Origin of the sequence: Chryseobacterium capnotolerans (genome assembly GCF_021278965.1) — a bacterium.
GTDB classification, from domain to species: Bacteria; Bacteroidota; Bacteroidia; order Flavobacteriales; family Weeksellaceae; genus Chryseobacterium; species Chryseobacterium capnotolerans.
The window spans coordinates 1,120,005-1,140,206 of sequence record NZ_CP065589.1 but is presented as its reverse complement, the minus strand read 5'-3'; the positions used below and the strand labels follow the sequence as shown (position 1 = coordinate 1,140,206).

32 protein-coding genes are annotated in these 20,202 nt (G+C 36.3%); 18 read left to right on the top strand and 14 right to left on the bottom strand.

From position 1 onward, the window contains the following. Positions 1-211 precede the first annotated feature (211 nt). Both H5J24_RS05375 and H5J24_RS05370 read right to left on the bottom strand, forming a co-directional pair. Positions 212-1,162 carry a hypothetical protein gene (locus H5J24_RS05375; RefSeq protein WP_232816097.1) on the bottom strand — a complete coding sequence of 317 codons (951 nt, stop codon included), beginning with the start codon at positions 1,160-1,162 and terminating at the stop codon, positions 212-214. Continuing rightward, positions 1,147-1,575, bottom strand: coding sequence for a hypothetical protein (locus tag H5J24_RS05370; protein WP_232816096.1), 429 nt, complete (start codon positions 1,573-1,575; stop codon positions 1,147-1,149). Before H5J24_RS05370 ends, H5J24_RS05375 begins: the two co-directional genes overlap by 16 nt. Before the next feature lie 408 nt (positions 1,576-1,983). Here H5J24_RS05370 and H5J24_RS05365 point away from each other — a divergent pair, with 408 nt between their 5' ends. The 11 genes from H5J24_RS05365 to H5J24_RS05315 all read left to right on the top strand — a co-directional run bounded on the left by H5J24_RS05365 (position 1,984) and on the right by H5J24_RS05315 (position 6,971). Then, the gene (locus tag H5J24_RS05365) at positions 1,984-2,199 is read left to right on the top strand and encodes a RebB family R body protein (protein ID WP_047400697.1); all 216 of its coding nucleotides are present in this window, start codon (positions 1,984-1,986) and stop codon (positions 2,197-2,199) included. 17 nt (positions 2,200-2,216) lie between these two features. Then, positions 2,217-2,735 carry a hypothetical protein gene (locus H5J24_RS05360; protein WP_068944071.1) on the top strand — a complete coding sequence of 173 codons (519 nt, stop codon included), beginning with the start codon at positions 2,217-2,219 and terminating at the stop codon, positions 2,733-2,735. A gap of 214 nt (positions 2,736-2,949) precedes the next feature. After that, on the top strand, positions 2,950-3,774 hold the full coding sequence (locus tag H5J24_RS05355; RefSeq protein ID WP_068944072.1) for a hypothetical protein: 825 nt from the start codon (positions 2,950-2,952) through the stop codon (positions 3,772-3,774). A gap of 28 nt (positions 3,775-3,802) precedes the next feature. Next, the gene (locus tag H5J24_RS05350; RefSeq protein WP_068944073.1) at positions 3,803-4,183 is read left to right on the top strand and encodes a hypothetical protein; all 381 of its coding nucleotides are present in this window, start codon (positions 3,803-3,805) and stop codon (positions 4,181-4,183) included. A gap of 23 nt (positions 4,184-4,206) precedes the next feature. Then, positions 4,207-4,434, top strand: a complete 228-nt coding sequence (locus H5J24_RS05345) for a RebB family R body protein (RefSeq protein WP_068944074.1) — start codon at positions 4,207-4,209, stop codon at positions 4,432-4,434. Positions 4,435-4,924: 490 nt separating this feature from the next. Next, positions 4,925-5,185, top strand: coding sequence for a RebB family R body protein (locus tag H5J24_RS05340; RefSeq protein ID WP_068944075.1), 261 nt, complete (start codon positions 4,925-4,927; stop codon positions 5,183-5,185). A 71-nt stretch (positions 5,186-5,256) separates the two neighbouring features. Then, positions 5,257-5,517, top strand: coding sequence for a RebB family R body protein (locus H5J24_RS05335; RefSeq protein WP_068944076.1), 261 nt, complete (start codon positions 5,257-5,259; stop codon positions 5,515-5,517). 82 nt (positions 5,518-5,599) lie between these two features. Further along, complete coding sequence (locus H5J24_RS05330; RefSeq protein WP_068944077.1) at positions 5,600-5,878, top strand: RebB family R body protein; 279 nt, start codon at positions 5,600-5,602, stop codon at positions 5,876-5,878. An 86-nt stretch (positions 5,879-5,964) separates the two neighbouring features. After that, positions 5,965-6,243: a RebB family R body protein gene (locus H5J24_RS05325; RefSeq protein WP_068944078.1), complete on the top strand. Its 279-nt coding sequence runs from the start codon at positions 5,965-5,967 to the stop codon at positions 6,241-6,243. Positions 6,244-6,329: 86 nt separating this feature from the next. Beyond that, the gene (locus H5J24_RS05320) at positions 6,330-6,608 is read left to right on the top strand and encodes a RebB family R body protein (RefSeq protein ID WP_068944079.1); all 279 of its coding nucleotides are present in this window, start codon (positions 6,330-6,332) and stop codon (positions 6,606-6,608) included. A gap of 84 nt (positions 6,609-6,692) precedes the next feature. Beyond that, on the top strand, positions 6,693-6,971 hold the full coding sequence (locus H5J24_RS05315) for a RebB family R body protein (protein ID WP_068944080.1): 279 nt from the start codon (positions 6,693-6,695) through the stop codon (positions 6,969-6,971). A gap of 67 nt (positions 6,972-7,038) precedes the next feature. Here the strand turns inward: H5J24_RS05315 and H5J24_RS05310 are convergent, their stop codons facing one another. From H5J24_RS05310 to H5J24_RS05295, 4 genes are all read right to left on the bottom strand, one after another. Next, on the bottom strand, positions 7,039-7,716 hold the full coding sequence (locus H5J24_RS05310; protein WP_068944081.1) for a response regulator transcription factor: 678 nt from the start codon (positions 7,714-7,716) through the stop codon (positions 7,039-7,041). A 7-nt stretch (positions 7,717-7,723) separates the two neighbouring features. Continuing rightward, positions 7,724-8,368, bottom strand: coding sequence for a sensor histidine kinase (locus H5J24_RS05305; RefSeq protein ID WP_167387023.1), 645 nt, complete (start codon positions 8,366-8,368; stop codon positions 7,724-7,726). A 74-nt stretch (positions 8,369-8,442) separates the two neighbouring features. Continuing rightward, positions 8,443-9,048, bottom strand: coding sequence for a hypothetical protein (locus H5J24_RS05300; protein WP_068944083.1), 606 nt, complete (start codon positions 9,046-9,048; stop codon positions 8,443-8,445). A gap of 25 nt (positions 9,049-9,073) precedes the next feature. Then, a complete protein-coding gene (locus tag H5J24_RS05295; RefSeq protein ID WP_068944084.1) occupies positions 9,074-9,784 on the bottom strand; it encodes a hypothetical protein in 711 nt (236 codons plus the stop codon). Between the two features lie 201 nt (positions 9,785-9,985). Here H5J24_RS05295 and H5J24_RS05290 point away from each other — a divergent pair, with 201 nt between their 5' ends. The 4 genes from H5J24_RS05290 to H5J24_RS05275 all read left to right on the top strand — a co-directional run bounded on the left by H5J24_RS05290 (position 9,986) and on the right by H5J24_RS05275 (position 12,369). Continuing rightward, entirely contained in the window at positions 9,986-10,621 is a 636-nt protein-coding gene (locus H5J24_RS05290; protein ID WP_068944085.1) for a LysE family translocator, read from the top strand. 33 nt (positions 10,622-10,654) lie between these two features. Further along, positions 10,655-11,041, top strand: coding sequence for a hypothetical protein (locus H5J24_RS05285; RefSeq protein ID WP_232816095.1), 387 nt, complete (start codon positions 10,655-10,657; stop codon positions 11,039-11,041). Between the two features lie 43 nt (positions 11,042-11,084). Beyond that, entirely contained in the window at positions 11,085-11,519 is a 435-nt protein-coding gene (locus H5J24_RS05280) for a helix-turn-helix domain-containing protein (protein ID WP_232816094.1), read from the top strand. Positions 11,520-11,646: 127 nt separating this feature from the next. After that, positions 11,647-12,369: a siderophore-interacting protein gene (locus tag H5J24_RS05275; RefSeq protein WP_068944087.1), complete on the top strand. Its 723-nt coding sequence runs from the start codon at positions 11,647-11,649 to the stop codon at positions 12,367-12,369. Between the two features lie 76 nt (positions 12,370-12,445). Here the strand turns inward: H5J24_RS05275 and H5J24_RS05270 are convergent, their stop codons facing one another. The 5 genes from H5J24_RS05270 to H5J24_RS05250 all read right to left on the bottom strand — a co-directional run bounded on the left by H5J24_RS05270 (position 12,446) and on the right by H5J24_RS05250 (position 16,925). Further along, complete coding sequence (locus tag H5J24_RS05270; protein ID WP_068944088.1) at positions 12,446-13,024, bottom strand: NAD(P)H-dependent oxidoreductase; 579 nt, start codon at positions 13,022-13,024, stop codon at positions 12,446-12,448. Then, positions 13,021-13,563 (bottom strand): hypothetical protein, encoded by a 543-nt coding sequence (locus H5J24_RS05265; protein ID WP_232816093.1) that lies wholly within the window; start codon positions 13,561-13,563, stop codon positions 13,021-13,023. Before H5J24_RS05265 ends, H5J24_RS05270 begins: the two co-directional genes overlap by 4 nt. A 56-nt stretch (positions 13,564-13,619) precedes the next feature. Next, complete coding sequence (locus H5J24_RS05260; RefSeq protein ID WP_232816092.1) at positions 13,620-14,045, bottom strand: hypothetical protein; 426 nt, start codon at positions 14,043-14,045, stop codon at positions 13,620-13,622. 53 nt (positions 14,046-14,098) lie between these two features. Next, complete coding sequence (locus H5J24_RS05255) at positions 14,099-14,665, bottom strand: Crp/Fnr family transcriptional regulator (protein ID WP_068944090.1); 567 nt, start codon at positions 14,663-14,665, stop codon at positions 14,099-14,101. A gap of 490 nt (positions 14,666-15,155) precedes the next feature. After that, a complete protein-coding gene (locus H5J24_RS05250) occupies positions 15,156-16,925 on the bottom strand; it encodes an aminopeptidase P family protein (RefSeq protein ID WP_068945159.1) in 1,770 nt (589 codons plus the stop codon). A gap of 299 nt (positions 16,926-17,224) precedes the next feature. Here H5J24_RS05250 and H5J24_RS05245 point away from each other — a divergent pair, with 299 nt between their 5' ends. Genes H5J24_RS05245 through H5J24_RS05235 form a run of 3 tightly spaced genes read left to right on the top strand, consistent with a single transcriptional unit; the run spans position 17,225 to position 18,970 of the window. Then, on the top strand, positions 17,225-17,662 hold the full coding sequence (locus H5J24_RS05245; protein ID WP_068944091.1) for a DUF6526 family protein: 438 nt from the start codon (positions 17,225-17,227) through the stop codon (positions 17,660-17,662). 24 nt (positions 17,663-17,686) lie between these two features. After that, positions 17,687-17,854 (top strand): phosphatidate cytidylyltransferase, encoded by a 168-nt coding sequence (locus H5J24_RS05240; RefSeq protein ID WP_082811257.1) that lies wholly within the window; start codon positions 17,687-17,689, stop codon positions 17,852-17,854. A 9-nt stretch (positions 17,855-17,863) separates the two neighbouring features. After that, positions 17,864-18,970, top strand: coding sequence for a DNA topoisomerase IB (locus tag H5J24_RS05235; protein ID WP_068944092.1), 1,107 nt, complete (start codon positions 17,864-17,866; stop codon positions 18,968-18,970). Positions 18,971-19,279: 309 nt separating this feature from the next. Here the strand turns inward: H5J24_RS05235 and H5J24_RS05230 are convergent, their stop codons facing one another. From H5J24_RS05230 to H5J24_RS05220, 3 genes are read right to left on the bottom strand one after another with little or no spacing between them, the layout of a single operon-like run. Continuing rightward, the gene (locus H5J24_RS05230) at positions 19,280-19,486 is read right to left on the bottom strand and encodes a helix-turn-helix domain-containing protein (RefSeq protein ID WP_232816091.1); all 207 of its coding nucleotides are present in this window, start codon (positions 19,484-19,486) and stop codon (positions 19,280-19,282) included. 50 nt (positions 19,487-19,536) lie between these two features. Then, positions 19,537-19,875, bottom strand: a complete 339-nt coding sequence (locus H5J24_RS05225) for a hypothetical protein (protein ID WP_232816090.1) — start codon at positions 19,873-19,875, stop codon at positions 19,537-19,539. Then, on the bottom strand, positions 19,838-20,155 hold the full coding sequence (locus tag H5J24_RS05220) for a hypothetical protein (RefSeq protein ID WP_232816089.1): 318 nt from the start codon (positions 20,153-20,155) through the stop codon (positions 19,838-19,840). Before H5J24_RS05220 ends, H5J24_RS05225 begins: the two co-directional genes overlap by 38 nt. Positions 20,156-20,202: the final 47 nt, after the last annotated feature.

Sequence of the window (20,202 nt, the reverse complement as noted above, 5' to 3'; positions counted from 1 at the left end):
TCTTTTTTCCCTTTCATTTTGATTCCAACTTTTAGCATCTTCAGTAGTACGCTTATCCAAATAATATTTCTTTTCTCTCATTATCGTAAATTCATTTTCTTTCCAATCTTTAGGACGTATATATTCATCAAAAAGCCTATTCAAGTCTGAGTAACCAAATCCTCTTAAGTATTCATCACGTATCTCATTAGGTTTTAGAGTCCCATCCTTCTTACCGGGAGTAAAATATGGTCGGTCTATTTTTTTCTTCTTTTATTCTTTTATATACTTCTTTATCTATTTCTTCTTTTATTACTCTTTTATATACTTCTTCTTCTGTTTCTTCTTTTCTTATTTTATTTCTTTTATTTCTTATTTTGTCTTTTCTAACCAATTCATTTTTCTCTTCTTCATCCATTCCTTTGATTCTCTCAGTAACTTCTTTTACGATCTCCGCTTTTTTATCCTGAAGATATTTACCTGTCCTTGTTGGGAGAACATTCAATAGGATTCGTTGATATCCAATATCCAGTCTTGTCTCTTTAGAAATTCCTTTTTCATCAAGGATTTTCCCACGCTTGTCATTCCATTTAGCCATTCTTTCGCCACCTATACTGCCATATTCTTCCATATACAAGACTTTATAGCCTAACATAGCCATTACTTCGAGGTTTCCACTTCTGAAACCAAGATGTTTTACCTCTTTAAAATGCGTTTCAAAATATTCATACAGTTTAAATTGCCCCATTCGGGTATTCCCACCCCATTTGGGTAATTCATTTGAATCTTCATCATTCCAGAATTCGGTGATATTAAAAACTTTAGAAACTCCAACTCTATTCTTAACCTCTTCTGCAATTTCGTCAAACTGATGGCCTCTTTTCTTCGAATCGTCTTTTTTTCTCCAACCTGTATCTCTTCTTTCCGTCTGATACGCCTTATCTCCTGTGATCATGATAGCATCATACATGTCCACTGCTCTATCTATAATCTGCCTGATTCCAAAATAACTGGTGTCATGTTCTATATGAATATCTCCATTCTTACCACTGAACCGTGACCATAATATCAATAAACGATCTCCCCTGTTAGATATGCCCTTTTCTATCAACCATTTTTTTATAGCATCATTTTCTCTTTCATTACTATTAACCTTCCATGCATCTCTTAGCTTTTCCTGCATTTCAGCTGTAAAATTTTCGGCAACATAATCCGTCCCATAGCCAAGAGGCACTTCTTTTCTGGAATTTCTTCTTGTTCTCGAAGCTTAGAAATTGCTTCTTTTAATTCTTGATTATTGCTTCTTAATTTACTTACTTTTACAAGATGTATTCTCTTCTTAGCAATTCCTGAATCTTCATAAAACTGTTTAATAGAATCTGCTTTGTCTGTGGGATCTTTGCAATTTTCATTACCTTTTGTAATGATTACATGCAGTTCATCATCATCTACTAAAGCAGCCGCTATTGCAAACATATCTCCTGTTGCATATCCGGGTTGTATGAGTACTTTAGATTTAAGCTTAGGATTAAGAATTGGTTGGGCTCTATGAGGGTTATTTTTTTGGTTTTTCCCTTGTTTTTTTGTTGGATCCATACTATTGATTATTTAATAGGTTATCAAACAAATTTCAAGGTAAAGCCCATGACAGAATAGAGGGGATCGCCCCATTTTTAGAAATTCAGGGTTTACTCTTAGTATCGGACCCCATTAGTATATAACTATTAACTAGGATTACCCATCCTATTAAAATCACTATATATTATTAGAACATTTCATTTTTAATCACAAAATTCACTCATAGGAGAATTCCCTTATTTTTAAAAAATCCGTTTTTTCCCTTAATGAAGATCTATTTTTATTCATGAAATTTGTATCAGACAAAAGAGGTCAACAGTCTTATTCTGAAGACTCAGTCAAAAAATATAATGACTGGTTTGAAAGAAAAACCTTTATGAAAAGATTGTAAAAATTAAAATAATAATAACCATTTAAACCCAAAATATGGCAGACACCGTAAACAACCAGACTACAGACGCAGTAACGCAGACGAATGTTACCGTGCTTGGTGAATCTCCCGCACAGGCCATGAGTATGCTTTATCAGATGGCTACCCACGCCAGTGGAATTTCCATTCAGAATTCGGTAACCAATCAGCAGAATTTGAATCAGCTCAACCCAGCTATTGTTGCTGATGCCATTAAAATTTTAAAAGGATAACCTAAAACCTTCCCATCATGAATGAACTCAACAGTGAAAACCCACAATCTCAGGCAGTGGAAGCCACAACTCCGGCGGAGAAAGCTGTCGTATTTGTGAACAGTGAGGTGCTGGCACCTCCTAAGGCTTCCCCAATGACCGGAGTAACAAAAGTAATGATTGAACAGTCTACAGGAATGATGGTTCAGGACTTACAATCCTTTTTAAAGGGCTTTGAACAGGTCGGTCTTATCGCATTGAGCAGACTTGCTAATAATTTATTGACCTACGGAACGACTTTCGGGCCAGCTCCGGGCAGTAAAGAGGCATCCACTCCACCAACAGAAATTTTGCAGGGACAAGATGCAGGAAAAGGAAATGAAATGATGAAAGACTTATTTAAAATGGTAAGTGATTATGCAGAAGTAAAAGCTAAAGTTTCCAATACTATTTATAATGTCAACACGCTTCCTGTCTCTAATGAACCTCATTCCTCCCCTACTTCTTTTACAGAAGTTCCTAACGGGACTGAGGAGAGCGAAAAAAAAAACGGGTAGCACCACCTCTCATTCAGGAAGAAACCTCATCAGAGAAAGAAAATATGAGAAAAAACTTTATCACGGCTGCACATGAGGGAAAATTAGTATTGAAGTCAGTAAAACTGACACAGCCACTCGTAAAACCAATAATTACTTCAGGGGAAACTGAAGAGCAAACAGAGAAAAAAACAATAATAACCCAACTCATTAACAAATTCAAAAATAATAAGACATGAATTATTCATCAGTAACCAGACCCGCTAAAATTTTAAATCTGGAGAGTTTAAGTGATTTAAATGAACGCCTTTATTTGATCAGAGCACATGACAGCTCTTATCTGGATACCAAAAGTACAGATCACAAAAAAGCTGAAAATAATGCAGACCGTTTTGTATTTAATCTCCAGACCTCAGACATCAACATCCAGCCAACAATCAGGTTGGTGAACTGTAGAAGCGCTAGAAAGTATACCAATTATCAATGTTTTGTGGTAGAGCCTAAAGAAAAAGCGACAGGAATAGCGGTTGTGATGATTAAACTGGATGATCCCAAAGCTTTTTACTGTAATGTAAGAATTCTCCCGCTTACTACATTGAGCGATATTGCAGCTCCGGAATCCGATTCAAAATTGCTTACCATCAATCTTGAAAAGACAAAATGTATCCTCAAAACAGATATTACCATCACTCCTTCTGATACGGGAGAGGCTTTATATTCCGTACATGATGTGGATGTATCAGCAGTTTCAGATTTAATAACCACCGAACAAATTGTGGAATTGAAAAGAGAACTGGAATTTCAGGTTTCCAGGCTGATTGCTCACTATTTCCAACAAATTCTGAGAATCATAGTCAACGAAGGAGCTGAAAGTCATCCTAAAAACACTTTATTCCCAAGTGACTATATTCTGAAACTGCCTCAGGATCAATTAAAAGAAATGCTTTCAGCAAATGCTATTTCTGCATGCATTGCCCTGGAAGCAGTAGGATATATTGTTGTTCAGGATCTCAATCGGGATTGGAGAGCGGCAGCAGCATTCATTAATTATTTACTGTAATTCTATTTTAATCTTAAAAACAACACTTATGAACAGAAAAGTTCCCCAGAAAACTCCTGTAGCCCAACGGCCGGCAGCAGTGACTGAACCTGAAATGGTTCAGGAAGAGATTATGCCTTTTGTTTTGAGGCATGAAGATGAAATCGTTAACTACATCAAAGAAAAGGCAATCAAAGAAACAATGAAGTCACTGGCTCCTTTACTCCAAAAGCTGGAAGAAGCGGTTAAACAGCAAGAAGCGGCTCCGGTTCCGTCAGCAGCCAATCCTCCTGAAATTCCTTCTATGAATTATGAAGAACAGTTGAAAAAACTTCAGGAAGCTTCCACGGCAAAGCTAAGGCAGAAGGAGATCAAAATCGTGGACAGGATGAATAAGCTGAACGCAAGATTTGGAAATATCCGACCATAAATCATCAAACACCAATAGTTATTATGAACGAAATCAATACAATAATCACTGGAATGTCCACAGCAGTACCTCAGGCTATTTCTGCTCAGGTAAGTGCACATTCTACAGGATTAATGCAGATCAATTCTGTATTAAATCAGCAAAGAGACTCTATGATGGGAATAGCCAATAATGTCATGGGCATGAAAAAAATGAGTTCCGGAAAACTGAAATACAGAGAATTGGGAATTTTAAAAAAGGGCAGGTTTTAACCCCGACTTCTTAATACTACGGATGCGGTTTACTTTCCTGTAACCATTAAGATCCGGTGCTATCCATATATACAATCAGGTCAACGTCAATTTTTGCACCGTCTTTCAATGCTGTCAATGTTCAAAAACAATCATTCAGAATCCATTTTCAAGCCCAAAAGGAATCCGACATTGCCAGCAGCTGTACCACAGGAATTCATTTTTAAGACAGATATTAAAAATGGTAGCCGCATCCTTTTTTCAACAACATTTTTTGTTTGTTGAGCTTTAAAAATATCCTTTAAACTCGCACAGATCTTACAGATAATGGTTTCAACCATTGTAATAAGAATCACCCTTCAGATCTAATCATCAATTACCAGTCTATATCAATGCTTTTGAAATGTATTTCATCTGCAGGATCTGTTGTGAGTTTAAAAATATCATAGAAAACTAGTTTACCTCAATAATTATTAACCGAGATCATATCTCAAAAAAAACAATTACAACTATGGCAACAGTCAATGAACAAATCACGGACGCAGTAACGCAGACCAACGTAAAAGTAATAGGAGAATCTCCTGCAATGGCGTTAAGTAATGTCTATCAATCTGCAGCCCATTCCACAGGCATTATGTTTCAAAATGCAGTAACGAATCAGAACCAACAGAATATTTTAGGTCAGGCAGCAACCACTCAGGGAATTCTGCAGATCTATAGCCTGGATACGGTATCAGATGCGGTTTCTATTGCTAAGATCCTGAGACCTTAATGTTTTTAAATAAAAAATCATTTTCTCAGCCGGAAAATCCGGTTGTTTCTAACCCATAAACAATAATCATTATGCCACCAGTAAACGGACAAATCACAGACGCAGTAACCCAGTCGAACGTAAAAGTAGTAGCAGAATCGCCTGCTGTAGCGTTAAGTAATGTGTACCAAACCGCTGCACATTCTACAGGTATTATGTTTGAAAATGCAATGAATGCACAAAATCAACATAATATTTTAACGCAAGCTGCCACAACGCAGGGTGTTACTCAAATTTACAGCAAAGATACCATCGCTGATGCGATCTCTATTGCTAAAATCCTTACTCCTTAATTCATTTTTTGCTAAAGGCAGAACCTCATTTTAACAATCGGAAAAACCGTTTGTATCTAACCTCAAATAAACAATAATCATTATGGCTAACGAAAAAACTGGATCAACAGTAAACGAACAAATCACAGACGCAGTTACACAGTCGAATGTAAAAGTAGTAGCAGAATCTCCTGCTGTAGCATTGAGTAACGTATATCAAACCGCGGCACATTCTACAGGAATCATGTTTGAAAATGCAGTAAATGCACAAAACCAACAAAACATTCTGACACAAGCAGCAACTACACAGGGAATTTCTCAGATCTACACTCTGGATACCATTGCTGATGCGGTTTCTATTGCTAGAGTCCTTAATCCTTAATTCATATTTTGCTAAAGCAGAATTATCATTATCCGAACGACCGGAAAATCCGGCTGTTTTCTAAACTCAAATAAACAATAATCATTATGGCTAACGAAAAAGCTGGCTCAACAGTAAACGAGCAAATCACAGACGCAGTAACACAGTCGAACGTAAAAGTAGTAGCAGAATCTCCTGCAATGGCATTAAGTAACGTATATCAAACAGCGGCACATTCTACAGGAATCATGTTTGAAAATGCAGTGAATGCACAAAACCAACAGAATATTTTGACACAAGCAGCAACTACACAGGGAATTTCTCAGATCTATAGTCTGGATACCATTGCTGATGCAGTTTCTATTGCTAGAGTCCTTAATCCTTAATTCATTTTTTGCGACAAGCAGAATTATCATCATCCGAACGGCCGGAAAATCCGGCTGTTTTTAAAACCCAATAAAAAATAATCATCATGGCTAACGAAAAAGCTGGATCAACAGTAAACGAACAAATCACAGACGCAGTAACGCAGTCCAATGTAAAAGTAGTAGCAGAATCTCCTGCAATGGCATTAAGTAACGTATATCAAACTGCTGCACATTCTACAGGAATCATGTTTGAAAATGCAGTGAATTCTCAGAACCAACAGAACATTGTTACTCAGGCAGCAACGACTCAGGGAATCTCTCAGATCTACAGTCTGGATACGATCGCTGACGCGGTTTCTATGGCTAAGATCCTTAATCCGTAATTCATTTTTGCTAAAGGCAGAATATCATTATCCGAGCAACTGGAAAATCCGGTTGTTTTTAAATCCAAATAAACAATAATCATCATGGCTAACGAAAAAGCTGGCTCAACAGTAAACGAGCAAATTACAGACGCAGTAACGCAGTCCAATGTAAAAGTAGTAGCAGAATCTCCTGCTGTAGCGTTGAGTAACGTATATCAAACAGCAGCGCATTCCACAGGAATTATGTTTGAGAATGCAGTAACTGCACAAAACCAACAGAATATTTTAGGTCAGGCTGCCACTACACAAGGGGTAATCCAGATCTATAGTCTGGATACTATAGCAGATGCTGTTTCTATTGCTAAGGTATTAAATCCTTAATTATAGTGTGTTTTTTAGATTTCTTGTGATCAGGGAGTGCATCAGTGTACTCCCTGATTCTGTATATCTATTTATCAAACAGCACTATTTCGTTGGCATCAATGATGTTATTTTGTACAGCATAGATCACTAATCCGGCCATATTTTTCACTCCTGTTTTAATCATGAGATTGGTCTTATGGGTTTCTACGGTTTTGGGAGAAATAAATAGGGAGTCTGCAATTTCCTTAGTGCTTAGCTGCTGGCAGACTAGTCTCAAAACATCAATTTCCCTCTCGGTGAGTTCATTTTTAGAAAAAGCATGAAACTCCGGCAGTTTATTGGAGAACTGGGTTCGCATCACATCAATCTGTTCATTGGAGAAATAATGTCCGGTGTTGTAAACGGTATTGATCACCACTAACAGCTCCTCGAGTTCAATTTCTTTGGATAAAAAGGCATGAGCTCCCATTTTAAGCATCTGTCCCATAAAAGAACGTCTGTAGAAGCTGGAAAGCACTATAATTTTGATTTCGTTTTCCTGTTTTGACAGTTCAGTCATTACTTCAAGGCCATCTCCGTTTGCCATCCTTAAATCCAGAATCAGGATATCCAGCGCTGGGAGATCTTCACTAAGAAATTGATCTCCGCCGGTTGATGTAAGAACAACCTGATAATTCCCGTTACTTTCTATATAGCTTTTTAAAAGCTGTACAAACAGCAGGTCATCATCTACAATGCCAATTTTAATTTTTGAATGTTCCATGTTTATTTTATTGTATTGCCATACAGGCTATGAATTTTGTTCCTTTTTCAGGCTGTGTTTTAAGTTTATAAATCGCTTTTATTTTCTGTGCTCTTGATTTAATATTTCTCATCCCAATACCTCCGGAATGGTTTCCCATGATGAACCCTTTTCCGTTATCTTCAATGGTCAGTATCACATAATTCAGAGATATTCTCAGTGAAACATCAATTCTTGTAGCTTCCGCATGTTTCAGAATATTGGTAACGAGTTCCTGAACAATTCTGAAAAGGTTCAATTTGACCAGATTACTGATGGGTATTCCTATGGTGATCGCCCGAAAAATTACTTCTATACTTTTATTAACCTGTTCAAGATAGTCCTCAATTAAATCCGTCAGATCAATTTCATTGAGATCCGGAGGGGTAAGATTATGTGACAGTTCACGGATCAACTGCATAGATCTTTTTAAATCCCGGCTGAGTTCCTCCGGCTTTTTATCATTAAGATTCAGACGGATGATATTCAGCTGTGAAATAATGTTATCATGAAGTTCTTCCGCCAGTCGTTCTCTATCCTGTTCCTGCAGCAGAAGCATACTCTCCCAGTGTTCTTTTTGGTTATTACGGACCAGTTGAGAAACCTTTTGTTTGTTTCTTTGTATGCTTTTCAAATAGTTAACAATCAATAATGTAATTAATACAGTTGTTAATAAAAATAGTCCAATACCGATCCATATCCATATAACTATCTGATCCTGATTTTCCCAACGCCACATCCCAGATTAATAAAAGCAATATAAAAAGACAATAACAAAACGCCTCTAAAAAGCCATATGGGCGCTACCCAATTCAGATGATTGCTGATTAAAAAATTAAAAGCAGTGGAGATGAGACATTCTACAGAAAAAAATAAAAAAACAATAACATTGACAATGAACATCTTCTTTTCTACACGTCCTTCTCTGATAATCTTTATAAAATAAGAGGCTGCATAGCTGCAAATAATGACACTGGTTATAATATTGGAATAAAAAGTAACCAATGTCTCTTTTTGTACATAGAGCATATTCCCCATCAATACCAATCCGGCATAACCATAAATAATCCGTCTTACTTCACGGGAAAGCTGAATATAATAATTGTTATAAATCACCGTAAGAATCATTAAACCAAAAAACTGGCTCAATGCATAATTATAGGTATTGAGAGTATTGAGCTTCATCATCCGATCAATCAAGTCCGTAAGTTCCAGAATTAACTCTCCTGAAAGAAGTATGATCACAGGAGCTTTTGCTTTCACCTTTTCTTTTATCAATACAATCAATCCTGTCAATAAGACCAGATTAATCATAATCTGAAGATACAAAGACAGACTGTTATACGAAAACACTACTGCTTTGCTTCAAAAGTTGATAATCACTAAGGGTATCAACGGAAAACGGAGGTCTTGGAGTAGAATAATTTTCCGCTTCTTGGCTCATATGATTTACAGCAAGGCTTTCTACAGTAATAATCTCTATATGATAAGGAAAATCTGAATCTTTCTTTTCCAGATCGTCAGTAAGTCCAAAGAAACTTGTACAGGTTTTCTCCCCTTCAATTCCCATTTTTTCATAATCTGAAAAAGGAATTGATATCACCTGAAAAATATCTTTATTTCTCTGAGACTGAAGCCAGGCTGTCCCAAACATATTCCATCTAAAGTTACGGTTAATAGCAGATTCTGCGGTAATCGTAGTAGGAAGATCTACCATATCACAACTGCTTTCAATCTTTGATTCCGGAAAATTGTATAAAAAATCTTTAGCAATAACAGTACTAAAATCAGCATCTTTATCACTTTTAGAATCAATCAGAAAAAACTTCAGTTTCTTTTCATGAATACCTATATACGCATGAATTCTTTTGAGTTCGTCCTTTTCCAGATTCTTTGCCCATTGTTCAATTTCTCTTCCTGAAACGCTGAAATGAGTTCCTTGATTTAAGTAATTCCAAATTTCGGTTCCATTCGTATCATTTTCAATAGTATAAGAATCGATAAGGTTTTTCCAGTTTCTAAGGGCTTCAAAGATGTTTTCCGTGGTCATGGTAATAAATATTTTTGAATGATAATTATTTTATGAGTTGAAATTTACAAAAAAAATAGGCTGGTATTTATTTTAAATCACATTCAGGTGTAAAATAAAATGAGATTGAATAAAATTTAATATTCTTTTATTTTTTCAAAATCAGATTAGAAACAGCGCGTATCTTTGCTCTGAAAAATTTCCTGTAAAACCTATTGACTTATGATTCCATTTCAGGACCTCCCATTTTTTATGGCAGCGGCACTTATACTGGCTATCAGCCCTGGGCCCAATATGATTTATTTAATTTCAAAATCGATCACTCAAGGTAAAAAATCCGGATTTATTTCATTGATTGGTGTTATCTGTGGTTTTATATTTCATATCGTCATGGTTTCTTTTGGGCTTACGGCCGTATTGTTAGCCGTTCCGTTTACTTATACAGTGCTTAAAGCGGCAGGAACCGTTTATCTTTTATATTTGGCTTATCAGGCGGTCAAACCTAAAAGTAAAAATATTTTTGAGGTAGATCATAGTATTTCTCATGACAGTCCTAAAAAACTATTCACTGTGGGTTTCTTAACCAATGTACTCAATCCCAAAGTAGCAGTATTCTACTTATCATTTTTTCCTCAGTTTATTAAACCCGAATATGGCTCGATATTAAGCCAGAGTTTAGAACTTGGAGTAGTACAGGTTTTGCTTAGTTTCAGCGTTAATTTCTTGATAGTCTTTACCGCAGCAAAAGTAGCGGTGTTTTTTTCCAATAATCCGGCATGGATTAAGGTACAGAAATGGTTTATGGCAAGTGTACTCGTGTTTCTGGCTGTAAAAATGGCCTTTTCAAAAGCTAAATAACTGAATATACAGAAATAAAAAAGTTTCAAAAAGATGAAGCATACCATTCCAACCTACGATCTGAGTGATATCTCCAAACATCGCTTCCATATAAAAAGGATGGATGAAAATACCTATCATGCAGAGAATATTCTTATGGACAAAGGAATACATCGTGACAGTCATTATATATTTACTTTCATGGAAAGCGGACATGTAAAAATGATGGTTGATTTCAATACTATTGAAGCTAAAGATTCTACTATTTTCTGTGTGCTGCCAGGACAAGTGCATCAGGGTCTTTTAATGGATAAGGTGAACGGATGGTTTGTCGCCATACAATCTGATCTGGTTCCGGATAATGTACGCTCTGTTTTTGAGGAATCTCTGGAAGGAATATATCCTCTGACGATGGAAAAAATCATGGATAGAAAAATTTAATAATTCGGCTGCTATACTTCATTCTTTTTATAATGAAGAAACGTTGGCTTCCAAAGAAGGTTTTTCAGTAATTCAATCTCTGCTTCATGCGTTTATAGGAATGTTTGCTTTTATCTATTCAAAAGAGAATTCTTCTCAAGCATCTGGCGAAAACCGCTCTTTACAACTGACAAGAGCATTCAAAATCATGGTGCGCCAGAATTATAAAACCATGAAAAGTCCATCTGAATATGCAGAAAAACTCAATATTTCAAGGGGATATCTCACAGAATCAATTCGCGAAATAACGGGTAAACCTGCACAACATTGGATTCATCATGAAATTTTAATTGAGGCCAAGCGTTTACTCGTATTTACCCATCTTACAGTAAAGGAAATCGCTTATGAATTAGGATATAATGACCACACCTATTTTAGCCGTTTGTTTTCAAAAATAGAAGATCAGTCACCTTCAGAATTCAGAAGTACCAACAGATAGCTTCACAGTATTTTCTTCATTGTACTTAAGAATCCTACCGCTCATCCCACGAATTATCCAACCATTCCCATGAAACGGCTATCGGTATATTTTAATTTTGAAGCTTTCTTTGCCATAAAAATTATTTATGCCAAGTTTACCAAAATGGATCAATGATACAGTAGAAAATGTATGGTCCTCAAAATTTAAAGATTGTAAAGTTATTCATATAGAAAATATTTCTCCAACGCTTCGCCTTATACGTTTTGAAACCGATTTGCAGGATATTCAGTTTGAACCCGCTTACGCTATAGGAATCAGGGTTAACGAAAGAGATTTCCGCAATTACTCGCCTTTCAATTTCAATAGAGAAGCAGGAACGTTTGAAGTCTTATTTCATATTCATAATGATTCTTCGGCGGGGAGTCTCTTCACAGCTGGTTTATCCGTTGGAGATTCTATAAAAATTTTAATACCGAGAGGAAAGCGTTTTTTTGAACCAGATGCAAAAATCCATTTCTCAATAGGAGATGAAACTTCTTTAGGAAGCTCACTTTCCATCAAAGAAGCTGTTGAAGAATGTGGTTCTTCATTTATTTGTCTTCATGAGTTGGAAGAAGCTCAGGCTTTGGAAAATCTCAATTTATATGGTTATCACAGTCCCAAAAACAGCACGATGAGAATCATTGAAGCATTAACTGACTTTCTGAGAGAAGAAAAAGAAGCCATCTACAATGACGATGCTGTTTTTTATCTTACCGGGAACGGAACCCGGATGTCACTGATAAGAAAATTTCTTAAATCTAAAGGCGTCTCGTCCAGATGCATTAGGTCGCAGGCGTATTGGATAGAAGGGAAAAAGGGACTGTAAAAGACAGGAAGGAGGAAACTCTTATAAAACAGATCCCTGTAAGAGTTTCCAACCTCTGTTTTTATTCAATATTATTCTATTTTAGTTTTTGTCCCAAAAATCTTACCTGCTTCAACCACTTTTCCCTCTGCTTCTCATTAGAATTCCGGATAATCCCCAGATAGGTTACCTTCACCGGCTTTACTCCACAAAACTCCAGTGTTGATACCTTAAGCTGATTCACACTTGGTCTTCCGTACATCAAACGGTAATACCAGCCCGGCTGATCGATTGTTGTGATGATGTGAGCTGTTTTTCCTTTTAGAAGTTTATCCCACCACAAAGAATTCTCTCTGTATTTATAAGCTAATCCCGGAAGAAAAAGCCGGTCTATAAAGCCTTTCATCAAGGCGGGTAAGCCTCCCCACCAGACAGGATGTATCCATACCAGATGATCCGACCACTGAATAATCTCCCAGGCCTTCAGCAAATCCGGTTCGAGTTCCATTCTTTTTTGATATCCAAATTGTAAATTCGGATTAAAATTCAGATCTGCAATGATAATTTCTTTTATTTCTGCTCCTGCTTCTATAGCTCCGCTTTTATACGCTTCTGCAACACCGAAATTGAAAGATTCCTTATTCGGATGTCCATTGATTATAACTATTTTTTTCATTGTGCTATGTTGATATTAATTGTTTCATAGGCATTAAGCTGCGCCAGCAATGATATAGGCTCATGCAGCTGGTGGCTGAAATACACATTATGTTCATGAGGATTTCTCAGTAATTCTTCGGTGTGTAAAACTGCTGATAAAGCTGTAAGTTCGGCTTGCCCTTTTGTACTCTGCAGACTCAGTTTTTTATGACCATTTTTATCGTGTACAAGAATTTCAAAGACCGCCTGATCTCCATTTCCACTGGTCCCAAAGATCTTTCTTCTTTCTTTTAAGGATAAAATATCAAAAAGCCGGATATATTGGAAAGTACCAAGGAGCCAGGTAATAAACTTTGAACTGTAGGTCATCTTTACACTCACATTAGGAACTCTTTCAACCTTATTTAAAATGTACAGATCGGGAACATCAAAATTGTAGGCATTCCTCTTTCCAATCCCAAAAGAAAAGTCAAAAGCTTCAGTGTTTAAAAAGTGCCTGATAGAATTAGGCTGATCATTTTTATAATCATGAAAAGGAACAGCAACATTTTCTGCCATAAAATGAGCGGAACTCTCCCCTGCCAAATCTTTTACAGAATAATATACAAAGAGCTTTACCCCCCGAACATCTGCATTATCTTTTGAAAGAATATTGACCAGTCCAGGAACAATTCCCCCATCCAGCCGGAACTGAAAACAATCCTGCTGCTGATATCCGATTTTCCGGCAATAGCATAAGCCTTTACCAGATCCGGAGTAGGCTTTGTGATATCCAGATAATCGATATGATTTTCAATGGCATATTTGAGGATATGATCAGACTTATCATTCACTGAAAGAATAATAAGGTTTATTTTGTTATCAGTAATTACCTGAAAAGAACTGGGATCCGTCACATCAATGGTCAGATGTCTTCCTGTACTTCCTCCTTTACGCCCGCCAATAAAAATATTGAGATGAGGGTTTCTCGTGTGTAAAATACGGACAATTGTTTTGCCCACCAATCCGTTTCCGCCTATAATCAGAATATTGTGCTCCATCTATTTTTTTGACAAAATTATAGAGCCTATCAACCAATCAACAGGACAAATGTCTAAAAAGAAATCTCTTTTCTGATGCGGCTTAAATGCCGTTGTGTAATCCCCAGGTAAGAAGCAAGATACTGTAACGGGATTTTCTGAATATAATCCGGATAGTTTTCAAGAAGTGCTGCATAACGCTGGGTTGCACTGTCTCTCTGAAACTGAAAAAAGCGATTTTCTAATTCAAGATATTCCTGTTCGGCAATCATCTTTAAAAACTTTGTCCAGTTGAGATGATCCTGAATCAAAGTATCCATCTTTTCTTTCTTCAAAATCAAAAGCTCTGCATCTGTAATCGCCTGCATACTTTCTTTACTAAGGCAGCCGGAAATAAATGATGAATAAGCTGCCATCATCATATTGGGAAACCTGAAACAATAGGTGATATCTTTTCCGTCATCAGAAAGATAGAAAGAACGGAAAATCCCTGATTGTATAAAAGCTACTTCCTTACATTTCTCACCTTCCTGAATAAAATATTCGTTCTTACTGACTTTCCTGATCTCAAAAAGCTTCAGAAACGTCTCAATTTCATCTTCTGAAAACAGATTAAAACTCCGAAAAAAATCATGTATCATGGGTTGGATTTCTTAATATGGCGAAAATAAATAAAACTTATTAGAAAATTACATCCGGGGCAAGAAAGTTAGGCGGAAATGGCAGGAAGATGGAGGCTGGGAGATGGAAGTAATGAAGGTTAAAAGAATAGATATCCTTTTCTTTTCAGCTAATTTATAGTAGCCAGAAGTAATTATACTATGAACAGTAGCTTCCATTTTTCCTGCTTCCAACTATAAAAAATCATCCCAGGGCGGGATGATCGTACCAATTGTTATTATATGAAAGTATGAATGATGTTTGTTGATGCAAAGATAGATAGACCGCTAATTCCCATCATCAGGAGAATCCCTAGAATTTTATCCGTGAAAATACGGTTGTATACATAAAAAAGCCCTGCAAGACAACTTACAGGACTTTTACTGATCTAACAATTATTTTGTTTAATATTTTTAAAGTTTAAAGTTCAATGTTTTGGGTTTAAAGTTCTTCAACATTGACTTTAGTTTCTTATAATGGGCTTACCAGTTGTAAGAACCATTCTTTCACTTCTCCTTCCAAATGAGGAGCCAGCTTTTCTTCACATGTTTTATGGTAACCGTTTAACCATGCAATTTCACTTTCTGAAAGAATTTCCTTTACTACAGTATCTTTAAAGAATGGGCAGAACGTTAATGTTTCAAATTCATAAAAGGTTCCGTGAATTGTTTTCTCTGCTTTTTTTACTGCAATAAGGTTCTCATGACGGATTCCGTAATGCCCTTCAAGATAATATCCAGGTTCGTTGGACAACACCATTCCCGGAAGAAGCTCCTGAGGATTTAAGTCTTTTCTGATGTTTTGCGGACCTTCGTGAACATTCATGAAACTTCCTACTCCATGTCCTGTTCCGTGGTTGAAGTCTTTAGCTTCCATCCACAGCGGAAGTCTTGCAATAGCATCAAGCTGTACTCCTTTTGTGCCTTTAGGGAACTTCACCATAGATAAACGGATCAATCCCTGTAATACCAATGTAGAATTTCTTTTAAACTCTTCAGAAGGTGTTCCCAGTGCAAAAGTTCTTGTAATATCTGTAGTTCCTTCAAGGTACTGACCTCCTGAATCTACAAGGATTGTATCTTGATTGGTTACCTCTTTACTTCCTTCTTTTTTAGCAGAATAGTGCATGATCGCTCCATTGTCTTTGTATCCAACGATAGAACCGAAGCTTTCTCCCACAAAGTTTTCTCCTGCAGCACGGAAGTCTCTCAGTTTTTCACCGATAGAATATTCATTCATCGCTTCTTTTCCTGCATTATGAGTCAGCCAGTAAAGGAATTTTACCATCGCTACTCCGTCTCTTACCATTACTGTTCTGAAGCCTTCCAACTCAGTTTCATTTTTCTGAGCTTTCATCAGGTTTCCTGGTACGGGAGCTTTGATAAATTGGTTATCCGCTTTTAATGTTTCAAAAATCTGCTGGTTGCTGTTTGGGGAAACCAATATTTTTTCATTTTTGAAAGCTTTCAGATAATTATAGAATTCTTCGTAAGGCATCATTTTTACGAAAGAATCGTCCATTTGCTTTCTTGCTTCTACTTCAAGTTTTTCAAGACCAGTGAATAAAACAGCATCATTTTTAGTAATCACAATATATCCTAAAAATACAGGGTTGCTCTGTACATCACTTCCTCTCAGGTTGGAAGTCCATGCCACATCATCAAGACTTGAAATAATATGAACCGTTGCTTCCTGGTCTTCCATTTCCTGACGGATGGCAGCCAATTTGTCTGCTACAGATTTCCCGGCTCTTTCTACAGGATGTACAAAGATTGGATTAGCAGATGGTGTTCCTCTGTCTTTCCAAACCTCCTTTAAAAGAGGAATATCTGCAAGGGTAATATTTTTTGAATTTAATTTTTGAGAAAGGAGTTCCCAGTTAGCATTAGAAGCCGCTAAAGCATTGACAGCCACTTTACCTCCAGTCGGAATTTCAGAAATGATCCAATCTATATAATTAGGAGTTCCTTCTATTCCGTCTTTAAAAAGGTCGATTCCTGAACCGTCCAGTTCAATAGCAGCCTGTGTAAAGTATCTTCCGTCTGTCCAAAGCCCAGCCTTGTCTTTTGTTACTACTACAAAACCGGCAGAACCTAAGAATCCTGACAGCCATGCTCTTTCCTGCCATTCTTCAGGAAGGTACTCACTCATGTGTGGATCTGCAGAATATACTATAAATGCATCAACATTATTTTTCTGCATTTCTTCACGAAGCGCAGCAACTTTTTCCTTTGAAGTCATTCTTTTCATTTTTAAACACCGAAAGTTACGAAAAATTTAAAGTCGAAGGATCAAATAAAGTCCCTATTTTTCCTAATGATATGTTATTTTTTTATGAATTTTGACTGAAAACAAGGAGATCCCATAATTTTTTAATACTCCAGTCTATATATCTAAATAACAACTTATCTAAACCATATACATGGATGGTAAGGTTCAATTCACTATGTAATTTTTTAAAAAAGTAAAATCCATACCATAAAATGTGATTTTTTATTAAAATAATAAATTTATGGAAAGATTATTGCTACATTACACCTATGAAACAGCAGAACTACAATAACCACAGAAAATTTTATCCACCTCATCATTTTATTTATCTCCCTTTATTAATTGTTTTGGAGATTTTGGGAATCTATAAAATCTGGGATGATCCTGGTAACCAGCTGATCTGGATTTTATTTTCAATTGTGATTTTTCTGCTTTTTTATCTGGCATTTATGACCAGACAGCATTATGCATTAGGTCTTCAAAATCGTATCGTGATTCTTGAATTTAGACAGCGGTATTTTGAAATTTTTAATAGAAGATCTGATGAAACGGTTGAAAAATTAAGGTTCGATCAGATTGCAGCCTTAAGATTTACCTATGATGATGAATTTAAGGAACTTTTGTACAGGGCAATTCACGAGAATATTTCAGGAGATGAGATCAAAAAATCCATCAAAAACTGGAAGCCTGACCTGCTTCGAATTTAACTGACACCAACAAAATATACACCTATGAAAAAATGGAGCTTATACAGTATTACGATATTAAGTTTGTTAACATTAACAAGTTGTGAAGCAGTAGGAACAATCTTTAAAGCCGGAATGTGGTGGGGAATTTTCTTAGTCTGTGTAATAGTAGTGATTCTTTTACTGATCTTTTCGAAGGGTAAAAACTCTTAACCATTTTCTATGGAGAAGAATACAGATTTAGAAATTATTTCTCACCTGAAACCATCAAAGATTGTTAAAATCATGAAGGATCCGGAAGCTTCTGCAAAGGCGGTACATCTTATTTATACCACCGATGCAGAAACTGACGGAATCACTCGTAAAAAAACAGGCAAGAAGTATTCTTATTATAAGGATGGAGAAAAAATCCGCGATAAGGATGAAATAATAAGAATTAATAAACTTGTCATTCCCCCGGCTTGGGAAAATGTATGGATTTGTGCTTTAGAAAATGGGCATCTCCAGGCCACAGGTTTTGATGTCAAAAAAAGGAAACAGTACCGTTATCATCCTTTATGGAGTGCTTTGAGAAATCATACAAAATTCTACAGAATGCTTCAGTTCGGGTATGCATTACCAGATATAAGACTTCATATCGAGCAGGATCTTGCCTTAAGAAATTTTGAAAAACGGAAAATCCTCGCCCTGATCGTCAGTCTTATGCAAAGAACGAATATCCGTATCGGCAATACTATTTATGAGAAACTATATGGTTCGTTCGGACTTACTACTTTGAAGGATAAGCATGTTGAAATAAAAGGACAAAAAATAACTTTTTCATTCAAAGGAAAAAAAGGTATTATGCATCATGTGGATCTCAGAAGTAAGAGATTGGCAAGACTTGTACAGAAATGTAAGGATATTCCCGGCAAAGAGCTTTTTCAATATCTGGATGATGAAGGAAACCGGCATTCCATAGACTCTGGAATGGTGAATGACTACATTAAAGAAATAAGTGGTGAAGATTTCACAGCCAAGGATTTCAGAACCTGGTCAGGAACTGTAAATGCCCTGATTGCATTTAAAGAAATCGGGTATGCTGAAAATGACACTCAGTATAAAAAAAATGTAAAAGAAGCGTTGGACATCGTTGCTGAACATTTGGGAAATACCAATACGGTCTGCAGAAAATATTATGTCCATCCTTTAGTAATCAATCTTTACGAGAACAATACCATCAAGAAATATCTTGACGAGCTGGAAATCATTGAAGAAAATGATGGAAAAGCCGACCTTACCCAAGAGGAGAAGCTGGTGATTAAAATGTTGGAGAATGAGAAGTTGTAGTTTTTGGGCTGGAAGAAGGGAAGCTGGAGGTTGGAAGTACTATCGGACTACATTTTTCTAAACCGCATTTTAATTATTTGAAGTTTTTATTGTCATCCTGACAAATGAAGAGATTAAAATGTAGATCAGATTCTTCCTTCGTCAGAATGACAGGGTATAATAACTAAATAATTGATGGAGTTTACAAAACTGTAATACTTATGTTATTATAAAAATAAATATGTTAAGGAACCAACAGTCGATTCTTCAGGCTACAAAAACTCCCATCCTCCATCTTCTAGCTTCCAGCCTTTACCTTATCCTGTCACTCTATTGCTCAAAAACTGAGTTCTGTACTCCTTCGGGGTGATCCCTGCAATTTTTTTTGAAAAGCTGGGTAAAATGGGATGCTGTGTGAAAGTTCAGTTCATAGGCAATTTCTGCAATGTCTTTACTGGAGTGCAGTAATGCTTTACTGTAATTGATATCAATCTCGTTGATCCATTGTTTCGGTGATTTTTGAGTGACGCTTTTCACACATTTATTCAGATAACTTTCTGTTACGGATAGTTTATCGGCATAAAATGCTACTCTTTTTCACCCACATGATATTTGAATAAAAGATCCCGGAACTGAAGGGATAGTTCCATGGGTCGAGTGGCAGATTTATGATGGGTATCAGAATCTGTACTCAGCATTTTAATAAGAATCAGGTGTAGCATGGTGACTACAACGTCATTAATATTCAGATTATTCAGCCATAATTCCTGTTCCATGATGGGTAAAAGCTGGGTAATCGTTCCATAGGTCAGACTGTCCAGGTTCAAGAAAGGAGTCATGAAGAAAATACTGCTCTTATGTTTAGGCAATTCCTGCTCAGAAAGGATATTATTTTCGTAAGCCAGGAAAAAAGCCTTCAATATCATCAGAAAGTTCTACGGTAGCAGTAATCGTTCCTTGCTTAATAAAGATCACACCGCCTTTTTCAGCGTGATATTCCTTATTTTCAAGATACTGTTTAATGTGTCCATTCGTAACGAAAATAATAAAGTTAAACGTGGTACGGTATGGAATCACGGGCATCAGAATCCCTTTGAGGTAATTCTCTATCCGGTAAAGCTGTATATCTGCATTATTGGCTAATATTTTCTCCGTAATATTCGGTAGAAAAAGTTTTTTGTATTGAAAATTGGATAATACTTCCATATCCGATATTATGATAAATTAAAGTTAGACAAAATTTATAAAGTAGA